Origin of the sequence: Streptomyces adelaidensis, assembly GCF_016598475.1 — a bacterium.
In the GTDB taxonomy this organism is placed as follows: domain Bacteria; phylum Actinomycetota; class Actinomycetes; order Streptomycetales; family Streptomycetaceae; genus Streptomyces; species Streptomyces adelaidensis.
Genome location: NZ_JAEMUX010000080.1, coordinates 1 through 22,763, shown reverse-complemented (window position 1 = coordinate 22,763; position 22,763 = coordinate 1). Strand labels below are relative to the sequence as shown.

The window sequence follows — 22,763 nt, the reverse complement described above, 5'->3', positions numbered from 1 at the left end:
TTCGACGCGACGCCACGACACGGGGTGTCCGGTCTGCTTCGACGCTATGCCGCAGGGTGAGATGAGCGGGGGGTAATCAGCCATTCTCGGCACCCGGGTGGGGTGTGACGCTGCTCTCGGCGGCATCTGCCCTCGGGGGGTGCCCGGCGTCCCGGGAGCCGTCGCGGCTCCCTCCCGCCCACAAGGACCAGCGACCGCCGCCCGGACACGGATGTCATCCGTGCTCACCGGGCGCAGGGCAGGGGCGACAAGGCCCCCGCGAGCTATCGCGCTGATCACGCCACCAGGCTATCGCTCCGGACGGGGGGCCCGTCATGAGCCGTATGTGTACAAAACCGAGGGTGGAACTTTGACGTTCTGCACAGTGCATCTCGCGCACTTTTGAGCTTACCCCCGCACAACCGAGCCTGTACGGAAGATGCTCCGACCCCACGCACGCACCCTGACGGCGGCGTCGCTGGTGCCGCTCGGGGCGCGGTGGTCGCGCCCCGATCTCCGCTAGGCCGCCGCCGCCAGCCGCTCGGCCTCCACGACCGCCTCCTCCAGGGTGTCGACGACGGGCACCCCGTTGCCCTCAAGGCTGGCCCGGCTGTGGGACCCCCCGGTGTAGAGCACGGCCTGCGCCCCCACATGCCGGGCGGCCACGGCGTCGTCGCCCGCGTCCCCGATCACGACCGTGCGCGTCGGGTCCACGCCGACGAGCCGGCGCAGATGCCGCACCATGTGCTCGGTCTTGCTGCCCCCGGACGGCCCGGTCCGCCCGTCGACCCGTATGAAGTGCGGCTCGATCCCGAACCCCCGCACCAACGGCACGAGCTCCTCATGGGCGTACATGCTGAGGATCGACTGACTGCGCCCCGCGGCCCCCCAGTCCGCGAGCAGCCCCGGAACACCTGTGGTCAGCCCGCACACGACCCGGTGCTCCGCGTAGTACCGATGGAAGACGACGTCCATGGCCTCCCACTCCTCGTCCGTCGGCAGCCGCCCGATCAACCGCTCATAGAACTTCGGCACCGGCACGCAGTACACCTCCCGGTACCGCTCCAACGTGATCGGCTCGATCCCCAGCTCCGCGAACGCCGCGTTCGTCGCCCCGATGATCGCCTCGTTGTCGTGGAACAGCGTCCCGTTCCAGTCCCAGACGATATGTGCCCCTGCTTCGCGCTTCCCCATACCCAAAACGTACCCCCGACCACTGACAACGCACCGTGACCATGAGTACGGCGCCCGTATACGCGTGCGACACGGGGTCGACCATGAGGGCACCTGGCCGCTACAGGGGACCGTCGGCTGCGGCGGGCGCGCCCTGGGGACGACGGGCTACTCGAAGCGGCCGCGCCGTGGACGGGGGGCGTCGTAACCGCGGGCATGGCGGTCGGACCATGGGCCATGCGACGGCCTCCCGCTCAGGCAACGGCGCCGAACGCCATCACCATCGCCATCGCCATGCACGGCTGCGGTCCGTCGCGCCCACCCAAGCACCAGCACCGGGCAGCGGCACCGCCGCCCCACACAGCCGCCCCCTAGGACGGCCCCCACCCAAGCAGCAGCACCGAGCAGCGACACCGCCGCCGCGTGCCCCTGCGGGCAATCGTGCCGCTAGGGGCGGCACGGGTGGGCGCAGTGGCACCCGGCAACCGCCGGCCCAGCAAAACCCACCCCCGGCCAGCACCAGACGCCGGGCGCCGCACACCAACCCCGCCAACCCCCGCCGCACGCTCAACCCACACTCAGCCCAGACGCCGCACACCAACCCGACGGCAACCGCTCAGCCCTCGAACCCCACCAGGTTCGGAATCTCCTGCGTCGCGTACCACAGCAGCTCGTGATCGTCGGCCCCGTCGACGATGAACTGCGCGTCGTCATCCCCCTGGTCCGCCGCCCCCAACGCATCCACGGCCTCCCCCACCTCACCCTCGGCCTCCAGCGAGTCGACATGCACAGCCGCGGCCTTGTCCAACGGCACCGGCCCGGCCACCCGCACCTCCCCGAGCGCCACCGGATCGAGCCCCCGGTCGGGATCGGCGACCGCCTCCCGGTCGGCCACGTCCACAGCCACGACGACCCGCCGCCGCACCGCCCCCGGCTCCCCGGCCAACAGCCGCAACGACGCGAGCGCCGCCCGGTTCAGCGCGGCGTACTCCAGTTCCTCGATGTCGTCGGACAGGTACCACTCACGCAACGCCGGCGTGACGGCGTACGCGACGAGCGGCCCCTCCCCCAACTCACCCGTCTTGTACGCCTCGGCGAGCCCGGGAAGGGTCAGGGGGACGTAGACGCGCATGGCAGGCCGCTTCTTTCGTAGTCGTGATCGGGGTCGTACTCGTACTCGTGATCCTGATCGCTGATCCGGAGCATTTCGGAGGTTCCCAGCAAGCTCCCGGAACGCTCCCGCCGGTCCCTCAGGATACGTGCGGGCGTCCCCTTTCGAGTCCCTGCCCAACCCCCTGGACGCGTCCACCCCAGGCCCGCCACCTCACCCGGTACACCCCCGCCCCGCCTGGCCCGATCCCCTCCCCGCCACCCTGATAGGTGAACATTTCGCGGCCCCGCCCGGCCGCCGCGCTCTCTTGCCACCGCCCCCTCCGGCCTCGTACAAGATCCTCACCGACAAGTTACCGACTGGTACCCAGCCAGCGGCCTCACCGACGAACGGGGATCGCGATGAACAAGGTCATGACCAGGATCAAGGCCCGGCCCGGCACCCGCCCGCCCGTCCGCCACGACACCCGCCGCCCCGGCCGCACCCCCGCCCGCACCAACCGCCCCTCAACGGCCCAAGCCCCGGCGACCCAACACCCCCGCCCCACCGACCGCTTCGCCGACCTCCTCCTGGCCGTGCTGAGCGGCCGACGCCCCGTCCACAGCATGCTGCGCCACACCGCGGGCCGGGCCTACGACGAACTGGCCTGGCTGGCCGAACAGGGCCCCCTGCGCACCACCCACGGCACCCACCCGGTCGTCCGCGACATCGGCTACTACGTGGCCGGCCCGGGCACCCTGGAGGTCTTCGCCCGCATCGGCGCGGGCGACCGCCTCCGCGCCATGGCCTTCCGCCTCGAACACGGCCCCGACCACCGCTGGCGCTGCACAGCGGTGGAACTCGGCGGCCCAAGGCTCCCGCTCCCCCACCCGGACGACTACTGAGCCCCCTCACCCGACGCACGAAGGGCCGGACACCCGAAGATGCCCGGCCCTTCAAAGCCTCACGGCTCGCTAATCACAGCTCACAGCTCACAGCTCATCGTTCGCTCCTCGCGGAGCGCCCGTCACTTCTTGCGACGCCGGCCGCCGGCCTTCCCCTGCTGCTTGCGGCGCTCCGCGCGGGTGAGGCCGTCGGCCTCGGAGCGGACCGGCTCGTCCTCGGGGAGGTCGCCCTCCACGATGCCGCCCTCGCCGTCGACGGTCGGCGCGGAGAAGTGGAGGCGGTCGCGGCGCTGCGGGGCCTCCAGGCCCTTCGCGCGGATCTCCGGCCGGGAGGCACTCGCCTGGGCCGGCACCGCGTCACCCTTGTCGAGAGACGGCTTCGTGTCCTCGACCGGGACCTCCTCGACCTGCTGCTCGACCTGGACCTCCAGGTTGAACAGATAGCCGACGGACTCCTCCTTGATGCCCTCCATCATGGCGGTGAACATGTCGAAGCCCTCACGCTGGTACTCGACCAGCGGGTCCTTCTGGGCCATCGCGCGCAGGCCGATGCCCTCCTGGAGGTAGTCCATCTCGTAGAGGTGCTCACGCCACTTGCGGTCCAGCACGGAGAGGACGACCCGGCGCTCCAGCTCACGCATGATCTCGGAGCCGAGCTGCGCCTCACGCGCCTCGTACTGCTCGGTGATGTCGTCCTTGATGGACTCGCCGATGAACTCGGCGGTCAGCCCGGCCCGGTCGCCGGCCGCCTCCTCCAGCTCCTCGACGGTGACCTTCACCGGGTAGAGCTGCTTGAAGGCGCCCCACAGCCGGTCGAGGTCCCACTCCTCGGCGAAGCCCTCGGCGGTCTCGGCGGTGATGTACGCGTCGATGGTGTCGTCCATGAAGTGCTGGATCTGCTCCTGCAGGTCCTCGCCCTCCAGGACGCGGCGGCGCTCGCCGTAGATGACCTCGCGCTGCCGGTTGAGGACCTCGTCGTACTTGAGGACGTTCTTCCGGGTCTCGAAGTTCTGCTGCTCGACCTGCGACTGGGCGGAGGCGATCGCGCGGGTGACCATCTTGTTCTCGATCGGGACGTCGTCCGGCACATTGGCCATGGACATCACGCGCTCGACCATCTGGGCCTTGAAGAGCCGCATCAGGTCGTCGCCGAGGGAGAGGTAGAAGCGGGACTCGCCCGGGTCGCCCTGACGGCCGGAACGACCGCGCAGCTGGTTGTCGATACGGCGCGACTCGTGCCGCTCGGTACCGAGGACGTAGAGGCCGCCGAGGTCCTTGACCTCTTCGAACTCGGCCTTGACGGCCTCCTCGGCCTTCTCCAGGGCATCGGGCAGAGCCGCGGCCCACTCCTCGATGTGCTCCTCGGGGTCGAGGCCACGCTGGCGCAGCTCCGCCTCCGCGAGGTCGTCGGGGTTGCCGCCGAGCTTGATGTCCGTACCACGACCGGCCATGTTGGTGGCCACGGTCACGGCGCCCTTGCGGCCGGCCTGGGCGACGATCGTCGCCTCCCGGTCGTGCTGCTTGGCGTTGAGCACCTCGTGCTGGACGCCGCGCTTGCTCAGCTGCTGGGACAGGTACTCGGACTTCTCGACCGACGTCGTACCGACGAGGATCGGCTGGCCCTTCTCGTGCTTCTCGACGATGTCGTCGACGACCGCCTCGAACTTCGCGACCTCGGTGCGGTAGATCAGGTCGGACTGGTCCTTGCGGACCATCGGCCGGTTGGTCGGGATCGGGACGACGCCGAGCTTGTAGATCTGGTGGAACTCGGCGGCCTCGGTCATGGCCGTACCGGTCATGCCGCAGAGGCCGGGCCCTTCCTTGCCGTTGTGGTCGTGGCGCTTGTAGAGGCGGAAGAAGTTCTGCAGGGTGATCGTGGCGAGCGTCTGGTTCTCGTCCTTGATGTCCACCCCTTCCTTCGCCTCGATCGCCTGGTGCATGCCCTCGTTGTAGCGGCGGCCGGCGAGGATACGGCCGGTGTGCTCGTCGACGATCATGACTTCGCCGTCCATGACGACGTAGTCCTTGTCCTTCTTGAAGAGCTCCTTGGCCTTGATGGCGTTGTTCAGGTAGCCCACGAGCGGGGTGTTCACCGACTCGTAGAGGTTGTCGATGCCCAGCCAGTCCTCGACCTTGGCGACGCCGGACTCGTGAATGGCGACCGTGCGCTTCTTCTCGTCGACCTCGTAGTCGCCGGTCTCCTCGATGCCCTTGAGCTGGTTGCCGGGCTCGCCCTTCTTCAGGCGCGTGACCAGCTTCGCGAAGTCGCCGTACCACTTGGTGGCCTGGTCGGCCGGGCCGGAGATGATCAGCGGCGTACGGGCCTCGTCGACGAGGATGGAGTCGACCTCGTCGACGATCGCGAAGTTGTGGCCGCGCTGGACGAGCTCGTCCTGGGACCACGCCATGTTGTCGCGGAGGTAGTCGAAGCCGAACTCGTTGTTCGTGCCGTACGTGATGTCGCAGCTGTACTGCTCGCGGCGCTGGGCCGGCGTCATGTTGGCGAGGATGCAGCCGACGCTCAGGCCCAGGAACTTGTGGACGCGGCCCATCATCTCGGAGTCGCGCTCGGCAAGGTAGTCGTTGACCGTGATCAGGTGGACGCCCTTGCCGGACAGCGCGTTCAGATACGCGGGCAGCGTGCCGACGAGGGTCTTGCCCTCACCGGTCTTCATCTCGGCGACATAGCCGAGGTGGAGGGCGGCACCGCCCATGATCTGCACGTCGTAGGGGCGCTGGCCCAGGGCACGCTTGGCACCCTCGCGCACGGTGGCGAACGCCTCGGGGAGCAGGTCGTCGAGGGTCTCGCCATCGGCGTACCGCTGCTTGTACTCATCGGTGAGGGCGCGCAGCTCGGCGTCGGAGAGGTCGACGAAGTCCTCTTCGATGGAGTTGACCTGGTCCGCGATGCGGTGCAGCTTGCGCAGGATTTTGCCTTCGCCTGCACGCATGAGCTTCGAGAGGACGGACACGGGGGTTTGTCTCCTTGCCGGTCGGGCCTGGGACGGTCGGGTTTCAAATGACAGTTTCAAATCACAGCCTGAGCAACGGCCATCGTAAGCGAGGACCCCGCCGTGCCGGGAGGTCTGGTAGTGACAGCCCACCAGGACAACGGGCGGGCGTTGAGGATGGTGCCGCGTTCCGTCCACGAAATGCACGAATTGTGATCACCTCCTCACGCACCGCGCCCCTGCGCCGTCCACAGAACAGCCGCAAATGCGATGGCGTCCTTCGGTTCCGCCGAGCAGAATCGCCCGATGGAACCCGTCACCCTGACCACCGAGCGCCTGCTGCTGCGCACCGTGGACCGGCACGACACCGACACGGTGTACGCCGCCGCGCAGGACCCGGACATCCAGCGCTGGACCACGATCCCCTCGCCGTACCTGCGGGAGCACGCGGAGGGTTTCGTCGAGCAGGCCGTTCCCGAGGGCTGGGCCAACTCCTCCATGTTCACCTTCGGCCTCTTCCTCCCCTCCGGGGAGCTGGTGGGCATGCTCGGCATCACCATGCGGTCCCTCGGCACCGGCGAGATCGGCTACTGGGCCGCCAGGGAGCACCGTCGCAACGGCTACATCGGCGAGGCCACCCGCGCCGCCGCCCACTGGTCCTTCACCGCCCTCGCCCTCGACCGCCTCGAATGGCGCGCCGAGGTCGGCAACACCGCCTCCCGAGCCGTGGCCGAACACACCGGCTTCACCATTGAGGGCACCCTGCGAGCCGCCCTCAACAACAACGGAGTCCGCCGCGACTGCTGGCTGGGCTCGCTGCTCCCCTCGGACCTGGGCCTGCCGTCGCCGGCGCCGTACTTGCCTGCAACGCCGTAACCGCCGTCCGCACGCAGCTGCGGGCACCTGGCACGCGAGGCCCGCCCCATGCGCGTTCCCCCAGCTCAACCCGACCTGTCAGCACCCTCCCCTACGCTGCGAACCATGACAGCCCTCCCGCGCCCCACCACCGAACTCACCGCAGACGAGGCCCGCCGAATCGCTCTACGGGCCCAGGGCTTCCTCGGCGCCCCGGACCGCAAGGCCGGCGTCCGCGGCGTGCTCCGACACCTCGGCGCGGTCCAGCTCGACACCATCTCGGTCCTCGCCCGCTCCCACGAACTCATCCCGTACGCCCGCCTCGGCGCCGTCGGCCGCGACACGGTCGACCAGGCGTACTGGACGACCGCCCCCACCGGCGCGCCTTCGGCCGGACCCCACGCCTTCGAGTACTGGTCCCACGCCGCCTGTGTCCTCCCCATCGAGGAGTGGCCCCACTTCGCCTTCCGCCGCCGCGCCTACCGAGCCCGCCCGCACTGGAACCACCAACTTCCGGACGGCGCCTACGACCGCGTCATCAAACAGCTCCGCACCGAGGGCCCCCTCACCGCCACGGAGCTGGGCGGCGCGAAGCGCACCAGCGAGTGGTGGGACTGGTCCGGCGAGAAGGTCGCCGTCGAACGCGCGCTGATGTACGGCGAGGTGGTGTGCGTGGATCGCCGCGGCTGGAAGCGGGTGTACGACCTGGCCGAGCGCGCCGTCCCGGCCGCCCTGCTCCACGACGAGCTGGACGACACGGAGTGCGTGCGCCGCCTGGTCCGCCTGGCCGGCGAGGCCCTGGGCGTCGGCACCCGCGCGGACATCGCCGACTACCACCGCCTCAAGGGCGAGCAGTTCGACGCGGTGGTCGCCGACTCGGGCCTGGTCCCGGTGACCGTGGAGGGCTGGGCGAAGCCCGCCTGGGCCGACCCGGCGGCCCTCGCCACACCCCCGCGCGGCCGCCACCGCACCACGCTCCTGTCCCCCTTCGACTCCCTGGTCTGGGAACGGGCCCGTACGGAACGCATCTTCGGCTTCACCCACCGCCTGGAGGCCTACGTCCCCAAGCAGAAACGTGTCCACGGCTACTTCGCGATGCCGGTCCTGTCCGGCGGCCATCTCGTCGGCCGCGTCGACCCCGCCCGCGACGGCCGCACCCTGGTCGCCAAGCAGGTCACCCTCGACGGCCCCAAGGCGGTCCCGGCAGCGGCCCAGGCCCTGCTGGAGGCGGCTACCTGGGTGGACTGCACCGACATACGCGTGGAACGCGTGGACGCCCCGGAGCTGCGCGAGCCCTTGATCCGCGCCCTGCGGTCCTAGCGGATCTCGAGAATCTTCTCCCGCATCGCGTACACCACGGCCTCCATCCTGGAGTGCAGCTGAAGCTTCTCCAGGATGTTGCGGACGTGGTTCTTCACGGTGTTCTCGGAAATGAACAGCTCCTTGGCGATGTCCCGGTTGTTCATCCCGGTCGCCACGAGCTTCAGCACTTCCAGTTCCCGGTCCGTCAGCCGCGGCGCCGGAACGAGGCGCCGCTCGTCGGTCCGCTGAATCATGGACTTGAACTCGGTGAGCAGTTTCGACGCCATCGAGGGGCTGATCTGCGACTGTCCGTCGGCGACCGCCCGAATGGCCGTGGCCACCTCGTCCGTGGAGATCTCCTTGAGGAGATAACCGGTCGCGCCCGCCTTGATCGCGTCGTAGAGGTCGGCTTCCTCGTCGCTGATCGTCAGCATGATGATCTTCGCGCTGGGGGCCACCTCCTTGATGGAGGTACACGCCTCGATGCCGCCGCGCTTGGGCATCCGTACGTCCATCAGCACGATGTCCGGCAGCAGGTCGGCGGCCTTGTCGACCGCCTCCGCCCCGTCACCGGCCTCGCCGACGACCTGGATGTCCTCCTCGGCGGCGAGCACGATCTCCAGACCGCGGCGGAAAAGCGCGTGGTCGTCCACCACGAGGACCCGGATCGGCTCCTTCCGCGGGGAGCCCGCGGCGGGGTCCATGCCGACGCAGCCTTCGTCGGCATCCTCGTCACGCATCGGTCCAAAACTGCTGTCCGCCATCGTTCCTCCCCCTGAAGGCCGTGGCCTGTGTTTCTGTGCCATCGCCAACCCAAGGCAACGGCCCGCCGGTTGGGGCCGGTCCGGCCATGATTCCATGCCCGGCCCACCGTGCGGTGACAGAGCGGGCCGCGAGAGGTCGCACACCGGTGCCCCTGGGGGCGCACACGCGCTCCAGGGGCACCGGTGCGGCTGTCATCCGGCGTGGGTCAGCCGCCGAGCGCGCCGCCCGCGGCGTCCGTCTGCGCCTGGGCGACCATCGGGTCCGTGTTGAGGTGGATGACGCCGTAGTCGTAGGCGTGCCGTCGGTAGACGACGCTGGGTTCCTTGGTCTCTGAGTCGACGAACAGGTAGAAGTCGTGCCCGACCAGTTCCATCTCGTAGAGCGCCTGGTCGAGGGTCATCGGGGAGGCTACGTGGGTCTTCTCGCGGACGATGAGGGGGCCTTCGCCCATCACTTCCAGCGAGCCGATCCTCTTGGTGGGCACGCCGCCCGGCTTCTCCTCGGCGGCGACGTATCCGTTGCCGTTGAGCGTCGCCGCGCCCGGAACGTGGTCGGCGACCTCCGCGGCCGTGAGCCTGCGCGCGCCTCGGCGCGTGTAACGCTTGTCGTGCTGCTTGCGCAGCCGGGCCTCAAGCTTGTCCGCCGCCAGGTCGAGCGCCGCATACGGATCGCTTGCCGCTGCCTCCGCCCGGATCACCGGTCCGCGCGAGTGGAGCGTGATCTCCACCCGGTCACTGCGGTCGGCCTGTCGGGGGTTGGGCTCCTTGGACACCTCGACGTCGAGGCTGATCACCTTGCCGTCGAGCTTCTGGATCTTCTCCAGCTTCAGCTTCTCGGCCACGTGCTTGCGGAACCGCTCGGGCACCTCGGTCTTGCGGCCCTTGACGACGATGTCCACGCAGAACTCCGTTCCCGGATCGCTCCGCTCCACTGGCGGAGCATCTCCCTTGTGCACCAGGTTCCGGTGGCTCCCGGAACCGCGGACTCGGTGACTTCCACCTCCTCCTCCCCCGAGGACAAGATCTCCACCCCACCGGCGGGGGTGATTCGGAAAATTCGCGGTACGGCAGCGGCACGGCATTCGGATATGTCGTGAACGGCCGGGGCCATTCCCTCACAACCGAACATATCTCGCCCGGACGGATGTCGTCACCCTCTACTGAGCCGTACCTCCGTTCAGGTGAATTGCCCCTCTCATAACCTGCAACGATGCAAGATCTCTGTCAGTTCCGGTTTATTTGGAAAGAGTCGGGCGGCGCCGCGACCACCGCCGCGCGGATCCCGTCTCCGCGCCGGCCCGGGCCCGTCATTCCCGTAACGGCCGGGGTTCCCACCGCCTCTTTCGCCATTCGCCCCGCGTCGAACTCCCCGGACGCCGCCGCCCACCCGGCCCGGGCCGCCCGTACCGCGCGGGCCGCCTCCGCGAGCGAGGCACCGGTCGTCATCAGGTCGTCCACCAGCACCACCGGGCCTCCGCCCAGTAGCCGGGCGCTACCGGCGGGCACCTCCAGGGCGCCCGCGAGGTTGGCCAGCCGCTGCCGGGAGTCCAGCCCCGCCTGGTCGGCCACGGCACGCCGCTGCCGCAGCACTCCGACCACCCGGGCCGACGTCCCGGTCCGCCGCAGCTCTCCGGCGGCCGCGAGCGCGATCCGCCGCGCCGGGTCGTGCCCCCGCGCCCGCACCGCCCGCCGCGCCGACGGCACCGGAACGAGCAGCACGGGCCACTCGCCACCACCCGCCCGTACGGCCCCCGCCAAGGCTGTGCCGAGCGGTCCGGCGAGCGCCAGAGCGCCCCGTTCCTTGTGCGCGAGCAGCACGGCCCGTACCGCGTCCTCGTACGGAGCCGCCGCGTGCACCACGGGCAGTGCCGACGGCTCCGGCACCGGTCGCACCCGGCTCGGCGCGGTCCCGGTCAGGGCCGCGCGGCACTCCGGGCAGAGCACCGCGCGAGGCCTCCCGCAGCCTCCGCACTCGGCCGGCAGCACCAGATCCGTGAGGTCCTGCCACCACCCCCGCATGCCCACCACTGTGCCAACGCCTGAGCCGCCCTGCCACCCCTGTGGACAACCGCCTGTGGACAACTCATGGAAAGCACACCAGCCCTGTCACCCACACGGGCGACGGAGGCCATGAGGGCGGGGCTGAACACCCCGCAACGCCCCGGAGCAGCACCCGGGGAGCAGCGCCGGGGCGCACCCCGGCGCACACGTCCTCACCCCGGATAGACCGGAGCCGTCCCCTCCTCGACCACCGTCTGCCACTGCTGCCCCGGAGACAGCCGGACGATCCCGTCCGCGGATTGAGCGACCAGCGGCTGGCTCTCGTCCTCGGACGCGGCGATCTCCTCGACGCCGGTGAGCGCGGAGGGCCCGGGCCCGGGCGTCGGGGAACCGTCGACCCGGACGTACCGCGTCTGCTGCACGCCCTTGGGCTCGCGCCCCACCACCACGAGTTGGCTGTCGCCGGCCCAGGACATGGCGGTGATGTCCTCCGAGGCCGGTGTCACGGACCGCAGCTCGATAATGGAGACGGTGGTGCCCTCCGCGTCGGCCTCGCGTTCGATACGCCCGATGGAGAGCGCGCGCTTACCGTCGTTCTCCAGGATCAGCGCCACCCGCACACCGTCGGCGGCCACCCGCACCGCCTCGATGCGCCCGCTCAGGCCGGGCGTCCTGACCTCCAGCGGCTCGCCCATGCCGTCCTCCAGCACCAGCAGCCGGGGCTTCTCGGGATCGCGGTCGGCCACCCACAGGTCGCCCCGCCCATCCCAACTGGGCGTCGTCAGCCGGTCCTTCGCGGTGGCGCCCGCGCTGTGCAGCACGGGATCCCCGAGCGCGCCGCCCGCCGTCAGCGGCGCCACATACAGCTCGCTCCCGTCGAGGGACACACCGGCGGCCCGCTCCTCACCGCGCGACACGGCGGCGGCCCGCAGCTGCTTCTCACCCTCGCCGAGCACCCCGGGAACAACCGTCGGCGTGGTCACCGCGTCCCGCTCGGACAGCCGTACGAGCTTGTGGTCGCCGTCGATGAAGTACTCGTAGTCCGCGCTCTTCCCGGGGCCGTGCAAGGCGACGATGTCGGCCTCGCCGTCGGCGACCACGCACAGCTGCGCGCCGGTCGACCCCTGCAACTCCACCTCGCCCACACCTGTGGGCATGTAGTCCTGGAGCGTGAAGAGGAGTTGGGCGGCCATCTCGCGGCACTTGCTGTCCGAGACTCGATCGGCCTTCGCGTTGAGCGGCACGACCAGCCTGTTCCGGTCATCGGGCGTCAGCGCGTCGGTGCCCTTACGCAGCGCGGTACCGGAGGGGAAGCTCGTCCTCGCGACCGGGTCGAGCCACCGGGTGGGGCCCTTGAGCAGGTCCCGGACCACCTGGGTCACCGGGTCGACCTGGCTGCGCACATACACCGGGTCGGCGACCGTCCCCGGCTCCCCGGACTGCGCGGCGGAGGTGAAGTAGTACTTGTTGATGGACTTGTAGTTCCGCTCGAAGTCCGACTTGCCGAGCACCACGCCCGGCGGCAGCTGGTCGATGCGCCACTGCTTCGTGTCCTTCACGCGCGTGAGGTGCACGGTCCTGCGGTACTCGCCGCTGCTGGGCGCGTACGCGTGCTGCCCGTCCACCAGGGCCACCTTCTCGCCGGACAGCTCGTAGCGGTACTCGTCGGCTTCCGGCCCGTTCCCCGTGACCGGGGTGTATGGGGTGGGTGCCTCGGCGAGGACCGTGGTGGACTCGCCCGGCTCCCACTCCTTCAGCGCGTTGCCGGTCAGGTATTTGCGTGCCGTCTCGTAGTCCAGATCGTCGCTGGTCAGGGCCTCAAGGAAGCCCTGCACGATGTCCCGCGGCTCGGCGTCCTCCGCGGGCGGCAGCGCGAAGACCCGCACCTGCGAGTCCTGCCTCGGGGTGGACTCGACATCCCGCATGTCGCCGCCGTCCGGCATCGAGGCACACCCCGCCAGCAGCACGGCACCGATGCCGACCCACCCGATACGCGCCGTCGCCCGCACCGGACGCCCCCGGCCGCGTTTCCCGCCGTCAGCGCCCACGGAATGCCTCCCCCTGCTCATGCCGCCGCTCGGCGTCGCTCTCGGACGGCCGCTCCTCGGCCCGCTCCGCACCGTCATCGGACCGCCGCGCGGCAGGCGGTGCCGCGGCCGGAGCGGCCGGCGGCACCGTGGGCCGGGGCACCACGCGCGCGCCGCTGCCGGGCAGCGCCGTCGGGTCGGCCGTGGGAACCTTCCCGGCGCCCGGGCGTGGCCCTATGGCCGCCCTCGCGGCACCGTGTTCACCAGCCTGGACCGGCACCGTGGCGAGCTTGCCGCCGCCAGCGAGCGGGAGCCCTGCGTCATTGAGGCCACGATTTCGCCGGGAGTCCTTCGGTTCCAGCGGTATGGGGGACCCGCGCAGCGGCTCGTCCGCCGTCCTCGGCAGGGTGAGCCGGAACTGCGAACCACCGCCCGGCTCGCCCCACGCCTGCAGCCAGCCACCGTGCAACCGGGCGTCCTCCAGGGCGATGGACAGCCCCAGCCCCGTACCGCCGGTTGTACGCGCGCGTGCCGGGTCGGCCCGCCAGAAACGGCTGAACACCCGCGTCGCCTCGCCCGGCTTGAGCCCCACGCCGTAGTCGCGCACCGCGACCGCCACCGCCCCGCCCGCCGCGGCGAGCTTGACCACGACGTCCTTGCCCTCGCCGTGCTCCACGGCGTTGACCACGAGATTGCGCAGCACCCGCTCCACCCGCCGGGCATCGGCCTCGGCGACGACGGGCTGCTGGTCCCCCAGGACCCGTACCCGCGTCCCCTTGCGCTCGGCGAGCGGCTCGGCCCCGCTGACGACCTTCCGCACGACCGCACGCAGATCTATCGGCTCGGCCTCCAGCGCCGCCGCGCCCGCGTCGAACCGGCTGATCTCCAGCAGGTCCGCGAGCAGCGACTCGAACCGGTCCAGCTGGTCGGCGAGCAACTCCGCCGACCGCGCGGTCACCGGATCGAAGTCCACGCGCGCGTCATGGATGACATCCGCCGCCATCCGTACGGTCGTCAGCGGCGTACGCAGCTCGTGCGACACGTCGGACACGAACCGCCGCTGCATCCGCGACAGATCCTCCAGCTGCTGGATCTTCAGCTGCAGGTTCTGCGCCATCTTGTTGAAGGCCTCGCCGAGCCGCGCGATGTCGTCCTCGCCACTGACCTTCATACGTTCCTGCAGGCGCCCGGCGGACAGCCGCTCGGCGATCCCCGCCGCCATCCGCACCGGCGTGACCACCTGCCGCACCACGAGCCAGGCGATGGCCCCGAGCAGCACCACGACGAACAGCCCGGCCGTCGCCAGCGTCCCCTTGACCAGGCTGAGGGACTTCTCCTCCTGGGTGAGCGGGAAGAGGTAGTACAGCTGGTACGGCGTGCCGTTCGGATCGTTGACCTGCTTGCCGATGATCAGCGCCGGCTGCGACTCCTGACCGTCGGTGTACGAGATCCGCGTATAGCTCCGCACGGCGCCCGTACCGTCGTCGACCCGATCGCGCAGCGCCACCGGCACGCTGAGGTCCCAGGCCACGTCCCCGGAGGCACGCGGTCCGAGCCCGCCGGTCTCGCCGTCGGCGGAGGCGGGGCTGAGCGTCACGACATCGAACGCGCCCTGACCGCCGCTGGAGAGCGAGCTCACCAGGTTGGTCATCCACTCGACGACGTTCTGCACCCGGTCGCCGTCCACGTCCGCCCTGTCGCTCCCGGCCGTGCTCGGCTCGCTGTCGGCCCTCTGCTCGGCGACCGTGAACCCACCGGTGGCCTGGCTCTGCGAGGCCTTGACCTTCGCGTCCAGCAGCCCGTTGCGGACCTGCCCGATGACGACGAAACCCAGCAACAGCACGACGCTGAGCGACATCAGCAGGGTCGTCACGACGATCCTGAGCTGGATGTTGCGCCGCCACAGCCGCATCACGGGCAGCAGCGGACGGCGCACCCAGCGCATGAACAGCCTCAGAACGGGGCTGCCCTGGACGCCGCCCTGGAGCAACCCGCCCTCCAGGAGACGCCCCCAGCGGGAACCCGACGTCTTCCGGCCGACAGGCCGCCCCGCGCGGGTCCCCGGCTGGCCGGGCGCCGAAGCGGCACTGTCACCGGACATGTCAGCTGGGTCCTGCCTTGTATCCGACGCCACGGACGGTAACCACGATCTCCGGCCGCTCCGGGTCCTTCTCGACCTTGGAGCGCAGCCGCTGCACATGCACGTTCACCAGACGGGTGTCCGCCGCGTGACGGTACCCCCAGACCTGCTCCAGCAGGACCTCCCGGGTGAACACCTGCCACGGCTTCCGCGCCAGCGCGACCAGCAGGTCGAACTCCAGCGGCGTCAGCGCGATCGACTGCCCCTCCCGCTTCACGGAGTGACCGGCCACATCGATGACCAGGTCACCTATGGCGAGCTGCTCGGGCGCCGGCTCCTCCGACCTCCGCAGCCGCGCCCGGATCCGGGCCACCAGCTCCTTCGGCTTGAACGGCTTCACGATGTAGTCGTCCGCGCCCGACTCCAGGCCCACCACCACATCCACGGTGTCGCTCTTGGCCGTGAGCATCACGATCGGCACCCCGGACTCCGCCCTGATCAGGCGGCACACCTCGATACCGTCCCGCCCCGGCAGCATCAGATCCAGCAGCACCAGATCGGGTTTGGCCTCCCGGAAAGCGGCCAGCGCCTTGTCACCGTCGGCTACGAAAGACGGCTCAAAACCTTCACCACGCAACACAATGCCGAGCATCTCGGCCAGTGCGGTGTCGTCGTCGACGACAAGGACTCGTCCCTTCATGAATGCCATCATCCCATTAACTAAATCGTTACCTGGCGTGACCTGTCACACAGCTCTGCGAGCGCGTCAGCGGTCACCGGAGAAACAGCTCCCTCCTCGGTGACGATCGCCGTCACCAACTCGGGCGGCGTCACATCGAACGCCGGGTTGTACGCCTGGGTCCCCAGGGGTGCCACCACGATCCCGCCTCCCGCCTCCACTCCCGCCACCGGCACCTGCGGTGCCATGATCTCTGTCACCTCATGACCTGCGCGCTGTTCCACCTCGATGGACGCCCCGTCCGCGGTCTCCGCGTCCACCGTCGTCACCGGCGCCACCACGATGAACGGCACATGGTGATACCGGGCGAGCACCGCGAGCGGGTAGGTCCCCACCTTGTTCGCCACCGAACCGTCGGCGGCGATCCGGTCGGCCCCCACCAGCACCGCGTCCACCTCCCCCGCCGCGAACAGCGAGCCCGCGGCATTGTCCGTGAGCAAGGTGTACGCCATTCCGCTGCGCGCCGCCTCATACGCCGTCAGCCGGGACCCCTGCAGCAACGGCCGCGTCTCGTCCACCCACAGCCGGCGCAGCCGCCCCGACCGGTGCGCCGCGAGCGCCACCGCGAACGCCGTGCCCTCACCACCCGACACCAGCGAACCGGTGTTGCAGTGCGTGAGCACCCGGTGCCCGCCGCCCGGCAGCAACTCGTCGAGCAGCGCCAGCCCGTGCGCGGCCATGCGGGAGCTGGCCTCGGCGTCCTCCCGGTGCAGCGCCCGCGCCGCGGCGAGCGCCGCGTCGGCGGCCCGCTTCTGATCGCCCGTCCGACCGAACTCGGCCCGGTGGGCGGCCCGCGCCCGGCGCACACCCACAGCGAGGTTCACCGCGGTGGGCCGGGCACCTTCGAGCGCCTCGGCGGCATCCTCCACGTCGAAGCCCCGCGCGGCGGCGAGCGCGACGCCGTACGCCCCGGCGATGCCCAGCAGCGGCGCCCCGCGCACGGCGAGCGAACGGATCGCCTCCACCAGCGCGGGCGCGTCCGTGCAGACCCGCTCGACCTCCTCGGCGGGCAGCCTCGTCTGGTCGAGGAGGACCAGGACCGGGCCTTCAGGCGGCTCGTCCCAACGGATCGCGGGTATCCCGGTCGGCCGGATGTCGTCGCCGGATCGCGCGTACTGATCAGCCATGCGGTCAGTCTGCCCCGTACCCGGCGGACAATTGAAGGTGCGCAGCCCATACGGCCCCCGGTCACTTCCCGGACACCGCGTGGCACGATGGGCGCCAAGCTGCCGCCGCGACCGCGGACGGGCACCGTGAAGGAGCGACGATGAAGGACACTCCGGGCTGGGCCTCGCCCGGATCCGCCCCCTCGGGCGGCCAGGAGCCGGACCAGCAGGGCTCCGCGCAACCGGCGGACCAGAACGGCGCGGACCAGGCACAGCCGCCGTCCAAGTGGACCAAGGACCAGCCGCCGCCCGCCCAGTGGACCGCTCCGAGCCCTCAGGGCCCCGGTCAGGCCCCGCCACCACCTCCGCCCGGCCCCGGCTGGGGCGGCCACCTCGGAGCCCCGCAACCCGGCCCCGGCGGCTACGGTCCGCCCGGCGGTCACCCCGGCTACGGCGCCCCCGGCTGGGGCGCTCCCGGCCCGGGCTGGGGCGGCCCCCCGCCCGCTGCCAAGCCCGGTGTGATCCCGCTGCGCCCCCTCGGCATCGGCGAGATCCTCGACGGCGCGGTCTCCACCATGCGCGCCCACTGGCGCACGGTCCTCGGCATCTCCCTGACCGTCGCGGTCGTCACCCAGATCGCGGTCATCCTGCTCCAGGGCCTCATCCTCAACGACACCGCCAACTCGGACGCCCTCAACGACCCGACCTCCACCCCCGGCGAGCTGGGCAGCGCCCTGGGCGAGACCCTGCTGAGCACCTCCGTCATCCTGGTGATCTCCCTGCTGGGCACCGTCATCGCGACGGCCCTGCTCACGACCGTGACCAGCCGCGCCGTCCTCGGCAAATCGGTGACCACCGCCGAGGCCTGGCGGGACGCCCGCCCACAGCTCCTCAGGCTGGGCGGCCTCACCCTCCTGCTGCTCCTGATCGCCGGCCTGATCATGACCGTGGGCGTCACCCCCGGCATCCTCGTCGCCGCCGGCGGCTCGACTGGTGCGGGCGTACTCCTCGCCCTCGTCGGCGGACTCGGCGCCTTCGTCCTCACCGTGTGGCTGATGATCCGCTTCTCCCTCGCCTCGCCCGCGCTGATGCTCGAGAAGCAGGGCGTCAGCAAGTCGATGAGCCGCTCCGGGAAGCTGGTGAGCGGCTCCTGGTGGCGGGTCCTCGGCATCCAACTGCTCGCCGCGATCATCGCCTACGTCGTCGCGTCGATCATCGTGATCCCCTTCTCCATCGTGGCCGCGCTCGCGGACGGGGACGGCGTCTCCGGCTTCCTCGGCACCGGCACCGAACTCGGCTGGACGTACCTCGTCATCAGCGGCGTCGGCGCGGTGATCGGCTCCACGATCACCTTCCCGATCAGCGCCGGCGTCACCGTGCTCCTCTACATCGACCAGCGCATCCGCCGCGAGGCCCTCGACCTCGACCTGGCCCGCGCCGCCGGCGTCCAGGGCTACGGCGGCGACGCCCCCGGCACCACTCCGGGGAGCTGATGCGGTGAGCCTGTCGGGGGGAGGGCTGGCAGCCATACGGATGTCGTGGCGCTCGGCGGACGAACCACCCATCACCCTCCCGCGCGACCCCGCGCGGGAGGCGGCCCGCCGCGAGCTGTCCAAGGGCATGTACCACGAGAACGACCCCAGCTGGTACGAGCGCGCCATGGACGCTTTCTGGGATTGGCTCGACAGATTGTTCGGCGCCGCCTCCAACGCCACCCCGGGCGGCGCACTGGGCCTCGCTGTCCTCGTCCTGGCCGTACTGGCCCTCCTCGGAGCGCTGTGGTGGCGCCTCGGCACACCGCACCGCACCCCCACCTCCTCCGCCGTGCTCTTCGACGACCGCCCCCGCAGCGCCGCCGAACACCGCGCGGCAGCCGAGGCACAGGCCACCCAGGGCCACTGGAACCAGGCCGTCCAGGAACGCATGCGCGCCGTCGTCCGCTCCCTGGAGGAACGCGCCCTGCTCGACGCACGCCCCGGCCGCACCGCCGACGAGGCCGCCGCCGAAGCCGGCCGCGCACTACCCGCCCACGCGGACCGACTGCACGCCGCCGCCCGGGACTTCGACGACGTCACATACGGCGGCCGATCCGCAGCCGAAGGAACGTACCGCCGGCTCGCCGACCTCGACGCCGACCTGGAGCGCACCAGGCCCACACTGGCGAGCAACACCGCCAGCACCGCGAGCACGGCCCGGAGCACGGCCCGGAGCACAGGCCGGGGAGCCGCCGAATGACCACCGAGGCCACGCTCCCGTCCACCTCGGCCTCGCCCACCGCCCGCAAGGTGTGGACCCGCGCGCGCGGTGTCGTGCTCGCCGCGCTGATCCTCCTGGCGGCGGGCGTCGTGATCGCCGCGATCCAGTCCGGCGCCGAACACGGCCGCCTGGACCCGCGCTCCGCCGACACCAACGGCAGCCGCGCCGTCACCGAACTCCTCGCCGACCGGAGCGTCTCCACCCGCCTGGTCACCACTCTCGACGAGGCGAGCACCGCGACCGGCCCCGACACCACCCTCCTGATCGCCGTACCGGACCTGCTGACCGAATCCCAGCAAGGCCGCCTCCACGCGGCGACCGAGGCCTCCGGCGGCCGTACGGTCCTCGTCGCCCCCGGCGCCCCGTCCGTGAGCACCCTCGCCCCCGGGGTCACCGACGACCCCGCCCCCAGCTTCGACTCCACGCTCGCACCCCGCTGCGACCTGCCCGCCGCCCGCCGCGCGGGCAACGCCGACACCGGAGGGGCCCGCTACCACGTCACCGCCCGCGCGGCCGACCTCTGCTACCCCGACAGCGGCCTGCCCACCCTGGTGCGCGTCCCGGCACCGGAGGGAGACGGCGACACCGTCGTACTCGGCGCCCCCGACATCCTCTACAACAGCAGCCTCGACGAGCAGGGCAACGCCTCCCTCGCCCTCCAACTCCTCGGCTCGCGCCCCCATGTGGTCTGGTACCTCCCCTCGCTCTCCGACGACTCGGCAGCCGACGCCGGCAGCCGCAACTTCATCGACCTACTCCCCTCGGGCTGGCTCTGGGGCACCCTGCAACTCTTCTTCGCCGGCTTCCTGGTCATCTTCTGGCGGGCACGCCGACTGGGCCCCCTGGTGCCCGAGAATCTCCCCGTCGCGATCCGCGCCTCCGAAACCGTCGAAGGCCGGGCCCGCCTCTACCGCAAGGCCAACGCCCGCGACCGCGCGGCCGCCGCTCTTCGCTCCACCACCCGCACGCGTCTCGCCCCCCTCGTAGGTGTCCCCGTCTCCCGGGCGCACACGCCCGAGGCCCTGCTCCCCGCCCTGTCCGCCCACCTCCACGGCGACGGACAGCCCCTGCACGCCCTCCTCTTCGGCCCGCCGCCCAGCGACGACACGGCCCTCATCGCCCTCACCGACCGACTCGACGCCCTCGAAAGAGAGGTACGCCGTTCATGATGGACCCGACCACTGACAACGCCGGGACCACGGGGAATCCGGACACCGCCAGGGCCTCCCTGGAAGCCCTGCGCGCCGAGATCGCCAAAGCCGTGGTCGGCCAGGACCCCGCCGTGACCGGCCTCGTCGTCGCCCTCCTCTGCCGCGGACACGTCCTACTGGAAGGAGTCCCTGGGGTGGCCAAAACGTTGCTCGTCCGCACTCTCGCGTCCGCACTCGAACTGGACACCAAGCGAGTCCAGTTCACCCCGGACCTCATGCCGAGCGACGTCACCGGCTCCCTCGTCTACGACACCCGCAGCGCCGAGTTCTCCTTCCAGCCCGGCCCGGTCTTCACCAACCTGCTCCTCGCCGACGAGATCAATCGCACCCCGCCGAAAACCCAGTCCTCCCTGCTGGAAGCCATGGAGGAACGCCAGGTCACGGTCGACGGCACCCCGCGCCCACTCCCGGACCCCTTCCTGGTCGCCGCCACCCAGAACCCGGTCGAGTACGAGGGCACCTACCCCCTCCCCGAGGCCCAACTGGACCGCTTCCTCCTCAAACTGACCGTCCCACTCCCGTCCCGCCAGGACGAGATCAGCGTCCTCACCCGCCACGCCGAGGGCTTCAACCCGCGCGACCTGCGCGCCGCCGGCGTACGCCCCGTGGCGAACGCGGCCGACCTCGAAGCCGCCCGCGCCGCCGTGGCCAAGACGACGATCTCCCCCGAGATCACCGCCTACGTGGTGGACCTCTGCCGCGCCACCCGCGAATCCCCGTCCCTCACCCTCGGCGTCTCCCCCCGAGGCTCCACAGCCCTCCTCGCGGCCTCCCGCGCCTGGGCCTGGCTGACGGGCCGCGACTACGTCACCCCCGACGACGTCAAGGCACTCGCGCTGCCGACCCTCCGCCACCGCGTCCAGCTCCGCCCGGAGGCCGAGATGGAAGGCGTGACGGCTGACTCGGTCATCAACGCGATCCTCGCCCACGTCCCCGTCCCTCGCTGATGGCCCCCACCGGACGCGCCGCCCTCCTCGCGGCCCTCGGCACCCTCCCCCTAGGCATCTGGGAACCCAGCTGGACAGGCATCCTCGCCGTGAACGCCCCCCTGGCCCTGGCGTGCGCCTGCGACTACGCCCTCGCTGCCCCCGTGCGCCGTCTGGGCCTCATTCGCTCCGGCGACGCCTCCGCACGCCTGGGCGAAACCGCAGACGTCACCCTCACAGTCACCAACCCGTCCAAGCACCCCCTGCGCGGCCACCTCCGCGACGCCTGGCCCCCCAGCAGCTGGCTCCCCGGCACCGAAGTGGCCGCCTCCCGCCACCGCCTCACGATCCCCCCGGGCGAACGCCGACGCGTCACCACCCGCCTGCGCCCCACCCGCCGCGGCGACCGCCAGGCGGACAAGGTCACGATCCGCTCGTACGGTCCCCTCGGTCTCTTCGCCCGCCAGGGCAGCCACAAGGCTCCCTGGACAGTACGCGTCCTCCCGCCGTTCACCAGCCGCAAGCACCTGCCCTCCAAGCTGGCCCGCCTGCGCGAACTCGACGGCCGCACCAGCCTCCTCACCCGAGGCGAGGGCACGGAGTTCGACAGCCTCCGCGAGTACATCCCCGGCGACGACACCCGCTCGATCGACTGGCGCGCCACAGCCCGCCAGTCCTCGGTGGCGGTACGCACCTGGCGCCCCGAACGCGACCGCCACATCCTCCTCGTCCTGGACACCGGCCGGACCTCCGCGGGCCGCGTGGGCGACGCCCCCCGCCTCGACTCCTCCATGGACGCGGCCCTCCTTCTGGCCGCCCTCGCATCCCGCGCCGGCGACCGCGTGGACCTCCTGGCCTACGACCGCCGCGTCCGAGCCCTCGTCCAGGGCCGCACAGCCGGCGATGTCCTCCCGTCCCTGGTCAACGCGATGGCCACCCTCGAACCCGAACTCATCGAAACGGACGCCCGAGGCCTGACGGCCACCGCACTCCGTACGGCCTCCCGTCGCGCCCTGATCGTCCTTCTCACCACTCTCGACGCGGCCCCCGTCGAACAGGGCCTCCTCCCGGTCCTGTCCCGCCTCACGCAACGCCATACGGTCCTGGTGGCCTCGGTGGCCGATCCCCATATCGCCCGCATGGCCAACTCTCGGGGCACCACGGAAGCCGTCTACGAGGCCGCAGCAGCCGCCCAGGCCCAAACAGACCGCCACCGCACCGCCGACCAACTCCGACGCCACGGCGTCACAGTCGTCGACGCGACCCCGGACAACCTGGCGCCAGCCCTTGCCGACGCCTATCTGGCACTGAAGGCGGCAGGGCGTCTCTAATTCTTCTCATTCAGATCAGAGAGGTGTGGTCCTGGAAAGGGAACACCTGAAACGCAAAATAGCCCCT

At 71.1% G+C, this 22,763-nt stretch carries 18 protein-coding genes; 8 read left to right on the top strand and 10 right to left on the bottom strand.

Features of this window, described 5'->3' with window-relative positions:
- Nucleotides 1–498: 498 nt before the first annotated feature.
- Nucleotides 499–1,173 (bottom strand): HAD family hydrolase, encoded by a 675-nt coding sequence (locus I8N67_RS32830; RefSeq protein WP_200307900.1) that lies wholly within the window; start codon nt 1,171–1,173, stop codon nt 499–501.
- 595 nt (nt 1,174–1,768) lie between these two features.
- Nucleotides 1,769–2,284, bottom strand: coding sequence for a DUF6912 family protein (locus tag I8N67_RS32825; RefSeq protein ID WP_200307899.1), 516 nt, complete (start codon nt 2,282–2,284; stop codon nt 1,769–1,771).
- 380 nt (nt 2,285–2,664) lie between these two features.
- Between I8N67_RS32825 and I8N67_RS32820 the strand changes: the two genes are divergently transcribed.
- Nucleotides 2,665–3,147 (top strand): Rv3235 family protein, encoded by a 483-nt coding sequence (locus tag I8N67_RS32820; RefSeq protein ID WP_200307898.1) that lies wholly within the window; start codon nt 2,665–2,667, stop codon nt 3,145–3,147.
- 122 nt (nt 3,148–3,269) lie between these two features.
- Here I8N67_RS32820 and secA read toward each other — a convergent pair whose 3' ends face one another.
- Nucleotides 3,270–6,119, bottom strand: coding sequence for a preprotein translocase subunit SecA (gene secA, locus I8N67_RS32815; RefSeq protein WP_200307897.1), 2,850 nt, complete (start codon nt 6,117–6,119; stop codon nt 3,270–3,272).
- A 285-nt stretch (nt 6,120–6,404) separates the two neighbouring features.
- Between secA and I8N67_RS32810 the strand changes: the two genes are divergently transcribed.
- Together I8N67_RS32810 and I8N67_RS32805 are read left to right on the top strand one after the other, a co-directional pair.
- On the top strand, nt 6,405–6,974 hold the full coding sequence (locus I8N67_RS32810; protein WP_200307896.1) for a GNAT family N-acetyltransferase: 570 nt from the start codon (nt 6,405–6,407) through the stop codon (nt 6,972–6,974).
- 105 nt (nt 6,975–7,079) lie between these two features.
- Entirely contained in the window at nt 7,080–8,273 is a 1,194-nt protein-coding gene (locus I8N67_RS32805; RefSeq protein ID WP_200307895.1) for a winged helix-turn-helix domain-containing protein, read from the top strand.
- On the opposite strand, the gene I8N67_RS32800 is transcribed toward I8N67_RS32805, so the two are convergent.
- The 7 genes from I8N67_RS32800 to mtnA all read right to left on the bottom strand — a co-directional run bounded on the left by I8N67_RS32800 (nt 8,270) and on the right by mtnA (nt 16,993).
- Nucleotides 8,270–9,019: a response regulator gene (locus tag I8N67_RS32800; RefSeq protein ID WP_200307894.1), complete on the bottom strand. Its 750-nt coding sequence runs from the start codon at nt 9,017–9,019 to the stop codon at nt 8,270–8,272. The two genes, I8N67_RS32805 and I8N67_RS32800, sit on opposite strands and share 4 nt — an antisense overlap.
- 206 nt (nt 9,020–9,225) lie before the next feature.
- Entirely contained in the window at nt 9,226–9,918 is a 693-nt protein-coding gene (gene hpf / locus I8N67_RS32795) for a ribosome hibernation-promoting factor, HPF/YfiA family (protein ID WP_372443855.1), read from the bottom strand.
- Nucleotides 9,919–10,243: 325 nt separating this feature from the next.
- Entirely contained in the window at nt 10,244–11,038 is a 795-nt protein-coding gene (locus I8N67_RS32790; RefSeq protein ID WP_200307892.1) for a ComF family protein, read from the bottom strand.
- Between the two features lie 194 nt (nt 11,039–11,232).
- On the bottom strand, nt 11,233–13,068 hold the full coding sequence (locus I8N67_RS32785; protein WP_372443854.1) for an LpqB family beta-propeller domain-containing protein: 1,836 nt from the start codon (nt 13,066–13,068) through the stop codon (nt 11,233–11,235).
- Nucleotides 13,058–15,148 carry an MtrAB system histidine kinase MtrB gene (mtrB, locus tag I8N67_RS32780; RefSeq protein WP_200307890.1) on the bottom strand — a complete coding sequence of 697 codons (2,091 nt, stop codon included), beginning with the start codon at nt 15,146–15,148 and terminating at the stop codon, nt 13,058–13,060. The genes I8N67_RS32785 and mtrB overlap by 11 nt, the downstream gene beginning before the upstream one ends.
- Before the next feature lies 1 nt (nt 15,149).
- Nucleotides 15,150–15,839 (bottom strand): two-component system response regulator MtrA, encoded by a 690-nt coding sequence (mtrA, locus tag I8N67_RS32775; RefSeq protein WP_189823911.1) that lies wholly within the window; start codon nt 15,837–15,839, stop codon nt 15,150–15,152.
- Nucleotides 15,840–15,847: 8 nt separating this feature from the next.
- Nucleotides 15,848–16,993: an S-methyl-5-thioribose-1-phosphate isomerase gene (gene mtnA, locus I8N67_RS32770; protein WP_200307889.1), complete on the bottom strand. Its 1,146-nt coding sequence runs from the start codon at nt 16,991–16,993 to the stop codon at nt 15,848–15,850.
- A gap of 140 nt (nt 16,994–17,133) precedes the next feature.
- On the opposite strand from mtnA, the gene I8N67_RS32765 reads away from it, so the two are divergent.
- Genes I8N67_RS32765 through I8N67_RS32745 form a run of 5 tightly spaced genes read left to right on the top strand, consistent with a single transcriptional unit; the run spans nt 17,134 to nt 22,696 of the window.
- Nucleotides 17,134–18,465 carry a DUF7847 domain-containing protein gene (locus tag I8N67_RS32765; protein ID WP_200307888.1) on the top strand — a complete coding sequence of 444 codons (1,332 nt, stop codon included), beginning with the start codon at nt 17,134–17,136 and terminating at the stop codon, nt 18,463–18,465.
- 4 nt (nt 18,466–18,469) lie between these two features.
- Nucleotides 18,470–19,207 carry a DUF4129 domain-containing protein gene (locus tag I8N67_RS32760; protein ID WP_372443853.1) on the top strand — a complete coding sequence of 246 codons (738 nt, stop codon included), beginning with the start codon at nt 18,470–18,472 and terminating at the stop codon, nt 19,205–19,207.
- Nucleotides 19,204–20,397: a DUF4350 domain-containing protein gene (locus tag I8N67_RS32755; protein ID WP_200307887.1), complete on the top strand. Its 1,194-nt coding sequence runs from the start codon at nt 19,204–19,206 to the stop codon at nt 20,395–20,397. The genes I8N67_RS32760 and I8N67_RS32755 overlap by 4 nt, the downstream gene beginning before the upstream one ends.
- Nucleotides 20,397–21,386, top strand: a complete 990-nt coding sequence (locus I8N67_RS32750) for an AAA family ATPase (RefSeq protein ID WP_200307886.1) — start codon at nt 20,397–20,399, stop codon at nt 21,384–21,386. Before I8N67_RS32755 ends, I8N67_RS32750 begins: the two co-directional genes overlap by 1 nt.
- Nucleotides 21,386–22,696, top strand: a complete 1,311-nt coding sequence (locus tag I8N67_RS32745; protein ID WP_200307885.1) for a DUF58 domain-containing protein — start codon at nt 21,386–21,388, stop codon at nt 22,694–22,696. Before I8N67_RS32750 ends, I8N67_RS32745 begins: the two co-directional genes overlap by 1 nt.
- Nucleotides 22,697–22,763 lie beyond the last annotated feature (67 nt).